The sequence below is a fragment of the Mesorhizobium sp. BHbdii genome (assembly GCF_053848045.1).
Window position 1 is genome coordinate 802,096 of sequence record NZ_JBSPKX010000003.1, and the last position, 11,377, is coordinate 813,472.

Below are 11,377 nucleotides of genomic sequence, written 5' to 3' on the forward strand. Positions count from 1 at the left end.
GCAAACGACAGCTCGCAAAGGTAAGGCGAATAGCTCGAGCCACGGCGCATGCGTAAGCGATCCGTAAGCGCACCTGCCCTATGATGGCGCTGTGAGTGACAAGCGTCACCGTGCGCTTGGGACCGCGGGAGAGTCGCGATGCGAAAACGCCGTGCAGTGACCCTTACGGATTTCGTCGGAGCTCATCGGCCCAGGGACTGGTCCGTGCTGTCGGGTGCTCGCCGAAACATCTTGAGGGCAGCGGCGATATTTCTCAGCCTGCTGCCGGCTTCGGGGTTCGCTGGGGACCAGACCCCCGATTGGCGCCTGAGCGCTCGAATCGTCGCCGTCGGGCTGCCCGACGTGGCCGGTGTGCGCGAGGTGGGCCGCTTTCATGTCGGCGGGCCGATACCGGGAAATCCAGAATTCCTGATGGCGACGCGCGAAGGGCGGGTGCTCGATCCGCTCAGGGTTCTCGTCGCCGTGGGCAGCAATTTCGGCGCACCGCCGGGCGATCCAGCACTTGAGGTCGGGGCGATCCTCTCCATCGATCCGCACGCGGGCAAGTCCGGTGGCACCATTATCGTTCCGCAAGAGCTCAACAATGGAGACGGGAGGGTTCAGCTCTACACGGCACAGAGTGAACGGTTCCTCAACCAGCGGTACAATGCCAGGGCTCGAACCGCGCGCCTCGCAGCCGCGTCTGGACCGCGATATATTTCGATCAACAACGCCTTCGGAAGGCCCTGGATCGCCAACGCGCCGAACGGGGTGGCTGGCGAGGGCAGCGTCACGGTCGTCGACCCTGACGGTGCGCCGCTCGCAAACGCGCCAAGCCGCGAGGCCGGCGGCGTGTTCGCCGGCCGGCATACCGATCGCGAGCATATGCCGAAAGCACAGCCCAGCGGCTGGCTTGGCAGGCTGCTGAATTATCGGGCAAGCGGCCAGCTGACACCAGGCGGAATGCAGGCGGGCGCGCTCGGAACGGCGTTTCTCGGTCCGTCGCCGGACGGCAGCGGCTTTGCCGTGTTCGCCGCCGTCACGGCGGATGGTGGCGTGGTTCAAATCCATGTCCAGGATGGCGTCGACGGCCTGGCCGGCCCCGGCACGGTGAGCGCCGGCCAGGGCACGGTAAGCACCGGCCAGGGCACGGTAAGCACCGGCCAGGGCACGGTAAGCACCGGCCAGGGCACGGTAAGCACCGGCCAGGGCACGGTAAGCACCGGCCAGGGCACGGTGAGCGCCGGCCACGGCATCGGCGACGACCCCGGCGTCATCGGTCTCGCTTTCAAGTGGAACCCGGACCGCGCTCTCTACATCGCCGATCCGGGCCGTGACCGGATGGTGCTGCTTGACCTGGAGGACGACCGGCGGCATTTCACGGTCGCCAGGACCCGCACGATCTCGCTTCCGGAATTCGATCGTCCGGTCGACGTCGCCGCCGCGATCCCCGAAATCGCCAATCCGCAATTTTCGAGCCACACGACGCTCGCCGGCGGATCCGATCTGTTTGTCGCCAATCGCGGCGACGGCTCGTTGCTGCGGTTGAGCCAGGACGGCCGGCTTCTCGCCCGGGCGACGATCGAGATTCCCGGCCTCGGGCCTCTCGGAGCCGATCGCGTTCGCGCGATCGCGACGTCGGCGGACGCACAGCGGATCTGGATAACGATAGGCGGCGCGGCTCCGGGATTTCCGGGTCACGAAGGGGCGCTCGTCGAAGTTGGGGTCTTCGACGAGCACGGCGCGGCGGCAGCGACGCAGAAGACGCAGAGCGCTGCCGCCGACGCCAACGTCGCAGTGCATGGAAAGCAGCTGTTTCAGACCGACTTCACCCCGCAGATGGGTCTCGGCCCCTTGTTCAACGCAACGTCCTGCGTGGCCTGCCATCCCGGCCCCGGCGGCGCGAGCATTGATGAAAGCCACTTTGCGCGCAGGATAGCCCATATGGATCCGGGGTCCGGGCGCACGGTTGCGATCGATCATCCCAACAGTCCGGTCGCCAGACGCCATGCGTTGCGCGATGGCATGAAGACCGTGCCGGCGGCGATGCCGCGCCAGGCCAACGTAATTTCGCTGCGCATGCCGCTCGCTCTCTACGGGATTGCCAGGATCGACGAGATACCCGACAGCGTCATCGAAGCGCAGGCGGTCAGCAAGGGCGACGGCATCAAAGGCCACGCGCATCATGTCGTCGACGCCCAAGGCGCATCGCGGGTCGGCCGATACGGCTGGAAGGCTGATATAGCCACCCTCGAAGATATGGTGGCGAACGCTTTCGCAAACGAACTCGGCGTCACCAGCGCGACCGGGCCCGAGACGGGTGTGCAGCCGATCGAAGGCGATCCCGCACAGGTCGACGCGGTCGCCTCCTATCTGCGAGCGCTCCGCCTGCCCAATGGGGCAAAGCCATGAGCCTCGCCCTGACGCTCTCCCATGCGCCGGAAAAAGCGCGCTCGGTCTTGCCCGGCATCATCGTTGCCGCGGCACTCGCCCTTGCGGCCGGCTGGATCGCCGGCGGACTGGGCGAGCCGCTGTCGCGCAACCCGGTCCTCGTCGCCATGCTCTTCGGGCTACTGATCGGCAGCAGCTTCGCCTGTCCGGACGCCTTGCGGCCGGGGCTCGACTTCACCAAGCGCTATCTGTTGCGGCTCGCTGTGGTGCTGGTCGGCTTCCGTATCACGACGCGGCTGTTCCTGGATCTGGGATTCATGCCGCTCGCGGTGGCGGCCATCGAGCTGATACTGGTGCTGACGCTGCTCTATGCCATAGCGCGCAAGCTGTTCAGGCTCGACGCCGAGGTCGCGCTGCTTGTCGCGGTCGGCAGCGCCGTCTGCGGCGCCGCGGCGATCCTCTCCATGGCCGCGCTGGTGCGTGCGCGCGACCAGAGTGCCGGCATCGCCATCGCCTTGATCACGCTGAGCGGCACCGTGGCGTTGCTCGCCTATCCGGTCATGTTCCTGGGCGGTTGGCTGCCGCATCTGGACGACCGCCTCTATGGCGTGTTTGTCGGGGCGAGCATTTTCGAGCTGGCGCAGGTCTACGGCGCCTCCTTCGCCATTTCCGACGACGCGCTGAACACCGCCACACTGGTCAAGCTCAGCAAAGTGCTGATGCTCGTCCCGCTTCTGCTGGCCGCCAGCCTGGTGTTTCGCAGCCGTAACAAGGCGCAAGAGGCCGCGCCGATCCCGTTCCCGTGGTTCATCGTCGCGTTTATCGGCGTGGTGATGCTCAATTCGGAGATCACCCTCAATCCGCAACTGCGCCGCGTCATCCTCGACGTCGACCAGTTCCTGTTCCTCATGGTGATGATTGCGCTCGGCATCACCACCCGGGTCGGCCGGCTCGGAGAGGCCGGCGGCGCCTGGCGCCTGATCGGCGTTGGTTTCATTGGGGTGGCCCTGTCGGCGGCCCTGGCCTATGGTGCGCTGATCCCCTTCTCGGCGACCTTCCGGGCCGCATCACCTTCATCGAGCCAAAGCGCGATGCTCGGCAGCCATGGCGGACGGCTTTTCGCCTCGGTCGGTTGCGCCAAATGCCATATGCCGGCGCTGGAGGGTGTCAACGGCGAAGTCCAGCTCTACTCCGACCTTTTGCTGCACGACATGGGGCCGGCGCTCGACGATAAGATCGTTCAGGGCGACGCCATCGGCGCCGAATGGCGGACCACACCGCTTGTCGGCATCGGCCTGCGCCAACGTTACCTGCACGACGGCCGCGCGACCACGCTGCGCGATGCCGTCTTCGCCCATCGCGGCACGGCGCAGATTGTGCGCGACCGCTTCTTCGACCTGGACGAGACCGATCGCCAGGCGATCCTCGATTTCGTGGCGACGCTATGATGCGGCTTTATCACGCCACCACCGTTTTTGATCGGCCGAACCGCCATGTATGACGCCGTCATCGCAGAGCTGAACCATGTCGACGGGCCCGAGCTGCTGGCGCCGCTCGTCACCGACCTGTTTTGTGGAAACATCGCGCTCGTGTCCTCGTTCGGCGCGGAATCCGCGGTGCTGCTGCATATGGCGGCTTCGATCGACCGATCGCTTCCTGTCATCACGCTCGATACCGGAAAGCTGTTTCCGGAAACGATCGCCTATCGCGCGCAGCTGACGGCTCAGCTCGGCCTCACCGATCTGCGCGTCGTCACGCCTCAGGCTAATGTCTTGCGAGTGCTCGACGGCGCTGGATCGCTGCACCGCCGCGATCCGGACCGGTGCTGCCACATCCGCAAGGTTCTGCCGCTCGAAAATGCTCTGACTGGTTTCAAGGCCTGGATTTCCGGCCGCAAGCGATATCATGGCGGGCTTCGCGCGGATGTTCCGACGCTCGAGGAGACTGACGGGCGCCTGAAGATCGATCCGCTTGCCCGCTTCACCCGCCGGCAGATCGAGGCCTATCTCGATCACTATGAGCTTCCGCGGCACCCGCTCCTCGAAAAAGGCTACCTCTCGATCGGCTGCGCGCCCTGCACGGTCCAGTGCGGCAGCGCGGACAATCCGCGCGCGGGCCGCTGGAGCGGACTGTCGAAGATGGAGTGCGGGATTCACCGGTCGGCCATTGCCTCTCGCAATTCGGCCCCGTCTGCTTCCTGATTTCCGGTTACGCAGACATCGAGGTCCGCACCCCCAGGGAATCGGCCATGGCCGCTTCATCTGCGAAGCCACTACGAATTGTGTAATGATTGAAACTAGCCAAAGCTCGCGAAAACTAGGAGATCAGCTGCCGGAAATTAGTGGTGAAAAGCCGACACTTGGTTACCCAGATGCAACAGGCCCGGATGGAAGTCTTGTGGTCTGAGCTGACATCGGAGTGTGAAGGCAGCGCCATTCTTGACTTTTACGATCGGCGCAGCCGGGTCGAAAATTAGCTTGACCTTATGGTCGACAACATGTATACATTCTGTTTATGTCCAACCCTTATCAATCACAACGCCCTGCCATAGGTCAACGCGCCGATGCTGCGCAGGACGTCGTATACCGCTGGCTGAAGCAGCATGTGCTGAACTTGCCTAGCCGCGAGGGCACGTTCCTTACCGAGGCTGAGGTCTGCCGCGAGACGGGAACGTCGCGGACGCCGGTGCGCGAGGCGCTGTTGAGGCTCGAAGCAGACGGCCTCCTGCAGATCGTGCCGAAAAAGGGCGCCTATGTACCGCCGATCACCGAGACGGAGATCGAAGCGGTGATGCAGGCGCGCGGCTTGGTGGAAGAGTGGTGCGCGCGGCAGGCGGCCGGCTTCGGCGACATGCTTGCGACGGAACTCGACAGGCTGATCGCCCGGCAGGTGGAGGTGCAGCACGACACCGTTGCGTTCATCGAATGTGACCGGGACTTTCATCGTACGATCGTTCGCGCCGCCGGCAATCCGGTGCTCGCCGACTTCTATGAGAGCCTACGGGACCGCCAGTTGCGGATGGGCGTGCGCGCTATCACAATCTCCGGCGGACGCGGCGACAGCGTGCTTGCCGAGCACGCAGCCATCGTCGAGGGCATACGCCGCGGACAGCCCGAGCAGGCGGCCGCAGCCGTCGCCCAGCATCTGGCGCGGACGCTCGTCGCGTTGCGGCTGCCGATCGCGGCAGGCTGGGGTTCGGTTGCAACCGAGCGCAGTCCGGCGGTGGCGGCGCAGTAAGGGAAGGCCGCGGCGTTCGCATGGCAGTTGGTCAACGGAATTGGTGAATTGATTATCGTGATTTAACAGATCGGTGCCGAAAGGGCCGGGCATGATCATCCACAGGGAAACGGCTTTCGACGTGCGCGCGTTCCGCCAGGCGCTGGGACAGTTTCCGACCGGCGTCTGCGTCGTCACCTGTGTGGCCGATGGCGAGCAGCTCGGCATGACGATCAGCTCGTTCAACTCGCTGTCTCTCGATCCACCTCTCGTACTGTTCAGCATCGACCGTCGTTCAGCTGGCCTACCGCTCTGGCAGAATGCCGCAAGTTACACGGTCAACGTCCTCTCGGAAAACCAGAAGGACATTTCCAACCGCTTCGCCAAGCCGCTTTCCAACAAGTGGGAGGGGATGCGGTTCGAGCAAGGCCGCTCTGGCGCCCCGGTGCTGCCCGGCGCGGCGGCGCTGTTCGACTGCGAGCCGTGGGCTAGGCACGAAGCCGGCGACCACGTGCTGTTCATCGCCAGGGTTAAGCATTTTCGGTGCTTCGCCGACCGGCAACCGCTGGTTTTCGGCAAGGGGCGCTACGCATCACTGCAGCCAACGGAGTTCGCGGCGCCGCTTTGGCCGCTCGACATCCACTACTGATCGCGGAGGGTAAGATGATCAAGACTGGAGCGCAGCATATCGAGATGCTGAGAGACGGCAGGCAGGCCTATATCAACGGGCAGACGGCCGGCGACGTCACCGCGCATCCAGCCTTCCGTCAGACGATCCGGTCGGTCGGCATGCTCTACGACTTCCAGGCGCGGCCGGATAACCGGGCGCTGATGACCTTTGAAGTTCCCGAAAGCGGCGGGCAGCGGGCCAATCGCATCTGGCAGTTGCCGCGCAGCCATGCCGAGCTCGTCCAACGCCGCACGGCGCTGGAAGCCTGGACGGAGCTTCATTATGGCTTTCTTGGCCGCGCCCCAGACCATGTCGCCTCCTGCATTTCCGGCATGTTCATGGGGATCGAGGTCTTCGAGGCCTATGACAAGACGCGAGCCGGGGCACTCGCCGATTATTACCGCTACGCCCGAGACAACGATCTCTATCTCACCTACGTCATCATCAATCCACAGGCCGACCGCTCGAAGTCCGCGGGTGAGCAGCAAGACCGCTTCCTCACTGCCGGCGTCGTCGATCAGGACGCAGCAGGCCTGACAATCCGCGGCGCCAAGATGCTGGCGACCGGCGGCATCATGGCAAACGAGGTGTTCGTCACCTGCATCCAGCCGCTGCGTGAGGGCGACGAGCCCTATGCTGTGTCGTTCGCCGTGCCGATGAATGCCGGCGGGCTAAAGATCCTGTCGCGCAAATCCTACGAGCAGAGCGCCGCCAGTGTCTTCGATAATCCACTGGCCAGCCGCTTCGACGAGAACGATGCCGTGCTCTACTTCGACGATGTGAAAGTTCCCTGGGAGCGCGTCTTCATCAACGGGGACATCGCCATGTGCCAACGGCAGTTCCATGCCACGCCGGCGCATGTCTTCCAGAACTACCAGGCGCAGATCCGCCTGATGGTGAAGATGCGCTTCCTTGTCGGCATCGCCCGGCGCATCGCCGAGACCAACGGCGTCATTAACTTTCCGCAGGTGCGCGAGACGCTGGGAGTGCTTGCAGCGCAGAACACCATGGTCGACGCGTTGGTACACGCCATGGAGGTGAAGGGCCGCATGCTTGGCGCGTATTTCGTGCCCGACGCGCATACGCTCTATTCGGCTCAGGTGCTGACGCAGCAACTCTATGCCGGGGTGATCCTCGCCTTGCGTGACCTGGCGGGCGGCGGGCTGATCATGCTGCCGTCTTCAGTCCAGGATTTCGCCGATCCGGAGCTGGGCAGTCTGATTGAAAAGACACAGCAATCGCCGGTCAGTTCGTCGAAGGGCCGGGTAAAATTCTTCAAGCTGGCCTGGGATGCGATCGGCTCAGAGTTCGCCTCGCGCCACACGCAATACGAGATGTTCTATGCCGGCGCCACCTTCGTGACCAAGGGGCACAGCTTCCGCACCTTCGACTGGGACCGCTGCACGCAGCTCGTCGACCACATGCTTGACAGCTATTCGCTGGACGACGAGGTCGACCGTGCCGCTCCGGTTGCCGCTTGAGGTTTGCCATGCCGATCCGCAAGGAACACAAGGAATTTCACACGATCGACATGACCGGGGAGGGCTGGCATTCGCCGCCTGGTTACCCGCCCGACATCGAGCAGAAGATCCTTGCCGGCCGGCTTGACGACGCGGGCAAGACCGGGCACCGCACGCGGCTGCTGAGGTTTGCGCCGGGCGCCTATACGACGGTGCCGTTCGTGCATGAATACTGGGAAGAGATCTATCTCTTATCGGGAGATCTCATCGTCGGCGGATCTTCAGCCAACGAGCCGTCGCTGAGTTTTGCCCCGAACACCTACGCTTGCCGGCCGCCTGGCGTCTATCACGGTCCGTTCCGGTCGCATACCGGGTGCCTGCTGCTCGAGCTTCACTATTACGAGACTTAACTGTGGCATGGCAGCAAAGGCTCGACCCGATTCCTGCTTACCGGTCTGGGTGGGCCAAGCGAACACCGGGTCGCCTGCCGCCGAGCACGCGCGCTAGAGGCTTCGCTACACCCAATACGGTCGGACGCCGTAGTAGTCGTAAACGCGGCGGCCACTCTCGGCATTCCAGTCGAAATCCTGGTCGCGAGCATAGCGCGGAGCGCCTTCAACTTGCTCCTTCGTGATGTCAATGCGGAAGCCTGCAAGGCTCTCGTCATAGTCGAGCTTCTGCCACGGCAGCGGATAGTAGTCGTCGCCAATTCCAAGAAAACCACCAAAGCTGAGAACGGCATAGGATACCCTGCCGCCCCTCTTCTCGAGGATCAGCCTTTCGACCTGCCCGATGTGATTTCCCTGGATGTCATAGACGTTGGTGCCGACGACCATGTCGCTGGCGATAAGATCGTGGGTCTCACGAATGTCGGGGTCCTGGTTTGTCATGATTTGCTCCTTCCCGTCGGTATGGAGCAAAAACGGGTCCGTGCCCTCGAAGTTCCAAGGATTGTGCGGACCAGCCGTCAGCAATCTTCTGGCTTGAGCGAGCGAACCATCCGGGTGACGACCGGATCGTAGGCAACTTTTTGCTCCATGCTGTAGTCCATCAGGAACATGGCGGCGCGATCGCCGCAACCGTTATGCCTCTGACATATCGGATCTGGTCGTCTTTGATCCCCGAGTAACTTGCCCATTCGCCCGTCAGCCGTCGATAGATGAATTCCAGCCTTCTTTTTCGTCGTGACTGATCTGTTTCTTGACCTGAGGCAGGAAGTCGCTTTCGGCGACGTCGGTGCCCCAGACGGCGAGGAGGGCTCCGTCGGGGGATTGGAAGGCCGCGCCATCGCCGTCCTTTGAACGATGCAACAGTTCGAACTCGGGCGGCACGTCGAAAACAAACCCAAACCTTTCGATGCCGAACTGCTGCCATTCCTGCGCCCCGCCTGAGCGAAGGAGAGCATTAGCGCCGAGAAAACCAGCAGGGTTCGGCCCATGGCCCCGTTCTCTTGTTTACCTTACACTAATGTAAACTGCGACAATGTAGGGATGTTCCGTTTTCAAGAATCGCCTCTTCAATAGCCGCACAGGAGACGATTCTCACTGTCGCCGGAGGTTGGTAGAGTTGCACGTCGCGACCGGAAGAGGTCGCGAAATCGATGCCGCCAGGTGAAGTTCTAAACGGCAGTTTCAGACAGCTCGGTTGTGCAGAATCGGCCGTTGACCCAACCGGCAGAGTTGTTTAGCGCTCTAAGTCCGACCTTAATGCATATCCAAGGCTTGGTGCGGGAAACCGGCATCGCCGCCGAACAAGGTCGCGAGTTCCGTGAACTTGGCAAGCGGCAAATGACCGACAAGCCCGAAGTCACTGATGCGGGTGAGAACAGGCTGTGTAGGTGCTGCGGTCGGTGACCGTCAACGATCCGAATGTAAGGGTCTAGGCAGCAGGGCCGCGATACGGTTGCGGCCCTGACGTCTGATCAACCCTTGAGACGATCCTTGATCTTGTCCTCGGTCTTCCCAAGGCCCTTCTTGGTGCTTTCGTCAAGCTTGCCGGCAGTTCCGCCGGCACTCATTTTCTTGTCACCAGCCGGTTTGCCAGGCTTTGCCTTAACTTCGCTGCTTTTCGCAGAGCGCTTCACGTCATCCTTGTTCATGGTTTCTCTCCCATAGCTGGGAAACCAACATGCGCTCTCACTGAAAGTTCCAGTAGCCAAGGAAAATAAGCATGGCCGGCTCCGAAATGAAATCGATCGCACATCTCACGCGTGAACGAAGGAAAATGGGTGCGTCGATGAACGCGTTCGACGGAATGCCAAGATGGCCGGATAGTCGAAGATGCGATCAATTGGGAGCAACTCCGCCATGCCGCCAGGCTCAGGCCCCGATCCAGGTGGGCAAGATGGACGCGCTGATGTCCAACCCGGTTTCCGCAGCGTGGGATCGACCCGCGTAATCGGCATTTGAATTCCACAGCCGGCTCAGCGATCAGACGCCTTCCCATCGGCTCGCTGCGCAATCGGCTGCATCTTTGCCCCGCAGGTTGCATCCCTCACGCCTGACGGCGTAGTCGAGCGGTTGGATCGGGCATCATGCCGGAATGGCTAACGCTGACCAACGAAACGGCTCGCCCGATCGCCAAATACTGTGAAGGACATGCAGGCAGGCCGCGAAGATTGACCCAATTTGATTTGCCAGGGAATCGGGCCCCTCCTACGCCCGGCACGTCAGGCGAAGTCGGCCACCCCCATCGTTACAACAGCCACAGCCATCACGACGGTGGTCAGCCATCCAAGCCATTTGAGCACCCCGGTGACGACGAACTGCCCGAGCACATCCCGGCGTGTGGCGAAATACATCATGATCCCCATGACCGGAACGGCGACGATGCCGTTGATCACCGCCGTCCAGACAAGCGCCTTTATCGGATTTATCGGCGTGAAGTTGAGCACCGCCCCGATCACGGTCGCGAGCATGATTGTTCCGTTGAAGGCATTTGCTTTCATGGGCTTTCGCGTCAGCCCGGTGGGCCAGCGTAGCGCTTCGCCGATCGCGTAAGTTGCCGAGCCGGCCAGAACAGGCACTGCAAGGAGGCCCGTGCCGACGATGCCCAGGGCGAAGAGCGTCGAAGCAAGGGGGCCGGCAAGAGGGCGCAGCGCTTCGCCGCCTGTGCCGAGGTTTCTATCTCGGTGATGCCGCCCGGGTGCAGCGTGGACGCCGCGGTCAGAATAATCGCCAAGCCGACGATGTTCGAGGCTGCCATCCCGGCCATCGTGTCGAAGCTTATACGTTCAAGAGCAGCCGGGCCTTGGGCGGGCTAATAATCGGGATGTTAGCATCATGAACCTTTATCCTGTGTTCTCCTATCCGGATGACAACCAGTGTCCGCAAAAGGGGGTCGACTCCGGCCGGTGGCTGAAGGTCAGCTAACGAGGCGCGCTGCGAATGACCGGTAGTGGCGCGACCACGACCTCCAGCGTGGTCCCCGGCAAGGTCTGCTTTCAGGCGGTGGCAAAGCTGTTCTCTACGGCCGAGATCAGGCGCAAAGCTGACAGGCCGTTTAGGGGACCGGAACCGGAATGTCGGGCTTCTAAAGCCGATGGCAGAAAGCGGATACGCTGTGGCGGCATTTGAGGGCACGTTCCTGCTCTTGATTATTGCCAGTGAGCTGTGCGCGCAAATCGGGAAAATGGAAGGGCCGGAGGCAGGAGCACGGCCTC

The 11,377-nt window shown here is 62.6% G+C and carries 10 protein-coding genes and 1 pseudogene; 7 read left to right on the forward strand and 4 right to left on the reverse strand.

Annotation, left to right across the window (positions count from 1 at the left end):
• Positions 1-138: 138 nt before the first annotated feature.
• The 7 genes from ACWTU8_RS20625 (at position 139) to ACWTU8_RS20655 (ending at position 8,126) form a co-directional block, all read left to right on the forward strand.
• Entirely contained in the window at positions 139-2,391 is a 2,253-nt protein-coding gene (locus tag ACWTU8_RS20625; protein WP_455849595.1) for a hypothetical protein, read from the forward strand.
• Positions 2,388-3,818, forward strand: a complete 1,431-nt coding sequence (locus tag ACWTU8_RS20630) for a putative sulfate exporter family transporter (RefSeq protein ID WP_455849596.1) — start codon at positions 2,388-2,390, stop codon at positions 3,816-3,818. Before ACWTU8_RS20625 ends, ACWTU8_RS20630 begins: the two co-directional genes overlap by 4 nt.
• Positions 3,819-3,863: 45 nt before the next feature.
• Positions 3,864-4,571: a phosphoadenylyl-sulfate reductase gene (locus ACWTU8_RS20635; RefSeq protein WP_455849597.1), complete on the forward strand. Its 708-nt coding sequence runs from the start codon at positions 3,864-3,866 to the stop codon at positions 4,569-4,571.
• A gap of 313 nt (positions 4,572-4,884) precedes the next feature.
• Positions 4,885-5,607: a GntR family transcriptional regulator gene (locus ACWTU8_RS20640; RefSeq protein ID WP_455849598.1), complete on the forward strand. Its 723-nt coding sequence runs from the start codon at positions 4,885-4,887 to the stop codon at positions 5,605-5,607.
• Between the two features lie 91 nt (positions 5,608-5,698).
• A complete protein-coding gene (locus ACWTU8_RS20645) occupies positions 5,699-6,235 on the forward strand; it encodes a flavin reductase family protein (protein ID WP_455849599.1) in 537 nt (178 codons plus the stop codon).
• A 14-nt stretch (positions 6,236-6,249) separates the two neighbouring features.
• Entirely contained in the window at positions 6,250-7,737 is a 1,488-nt protein-coding gene (locus tag ACWTU8_RS20650) for a 4-hydroxyphenylacetate 3-hydroxylase family protein (protein WP_455849600.1), read from the forward strand.
• 8 nt (positions 7,738-7,745) lie between these two features.
• Positions 7,746-8,126, forward strand: coding sequence for a cupin (locus ACWTU8_RS20655; RefSeq protein ID WP_455849601.1), 381 nt, complete (start codon positions 7,746-7,748; stop codon positions 8,124-8,126).
• A 105-nt stretch (positions 8,127-8,231) separates the two neighbouring features.
• Here the strand turns inward: ACWTU8_RS20655 and ACWTU8_RS20660 are convergent, their stop codons facing one another.
• The 4 genes and pseudogenes from ACWTU8_RS20660 to ACWTU8_RS20675 all read right to left on the reverse strand — a co-directional run.
• On the reverse strand, positions 8,232-8,606 hold the full coding sequence (locus tag ACWTU8_RS20660; RefSeq protein WP_023799003.1) for a PRC-barrel domain-containing protein: 375 nt from the start codon (positions 8,604-8,606) through the stop codon (positions 8,232-8,234).
• 255 nt (positions 8,607-8,861) lie between these two features.
• Positions 8,862-9,047, reverse strand: coding sequence for a hypothetical protein (locus tag ACWTU8_RS20665; RefSeq protein WP_455849602.1), 186 nt, complete (start codon positions 9,045-9,047; stop codon positions 8,862-8,864).
• Positions 9,048-9,637: 590 nt separating this feature from the next.
• Positions 9,638-9,814 carry a hypothetical protein gene (locus tag ACWTU8_RS20670; protein WP_455849603.1) on the reverse strand — a complete coding sequence of 59 codons (177 nt, stop codon included), beginning with the start codon at positions 9,812-9,814 and terminating at the stop codon, positions 9,638-9,640.
• A gap of 570 nt (positions 9,815-10,384) precedes the next feature.
• Positions 10,385-10,974, reverse strand: a pseudogene (locus ACWTU8_RS20675) (divalent metal cation transporter); the annotation flags it as partial.
• Positions 10,975-11,377: the final 403 nt, after the last annotated feature.

Excerpts from the sequence above, each read along its gene's own strand:
- ACWTU8_RS20660 (WP_023799003.1), bottom strand. The coding sequence starts at position 8,606 with ATGACAAACCAGGACCCCGACATTCGTGAGACCCACGATCTTATCGCC.
- ACWTU8_RS20625 (WP_455849595.1), top strand. The coding sequence starts at position 139 with ATGCGAAAACGCCGTGCAGTGACCCTTACGGATTTCGTCGGAGCTCAT.
- ACWTU8_RS20655 (WP_455849601.1), top strand. The coding sequence starts at position 7,746 with ATGCCGATCCGCAAGGAACACAAGGAATTTCACACGATCGACATGACC.
- ACWTU8_RS20640 (WP_455849598.1), top strand. The coding sequence starts at position 4,885 with ATGTCCAACCCTTATCAATCACAACGCCCTGCCATAGGTCAACGCGCC.
- ACWTU8_RS20670 (WP_455849603.1), bottom strand. The coding sequence starts at position 9,814 with ATGAACAAGGATGACGTGAAGCGCTCTGCGAAAAGCAGCGAAGTTAAG.
- ACWTU8_RS20630 (WP_455849596.1), top strand. The coding sequence starts at position 2,388 with ATGAGCCTCGCCCTGACGCTCTCCCATGCGCCGGAAAAAGCGCGCTCG.
- ACWTU8_RS20650 (WP_455849600.1), top strand. The coding sequence starts at position 6,250 with ATGATCAAGACTGGAGCGCAGCATATCGAGATGCTGAGAGACGGCAGG.
- ACWTU8_RS20645 (WP_455849599.1), top strand. The coding sequence starts at position 5,699 with ATGATCATCCACAGGGAAACGGCTTTCGACGTGCGCGCGTTCCGCCAG.
- ACWTU8_RS20635 (WP_455849597.1), top strand. The coding sequence starts at position 3,864 with ATGTATGACGCCGTCATCGCAGAGCTGAACCATGTCGACGGGCCCGAG.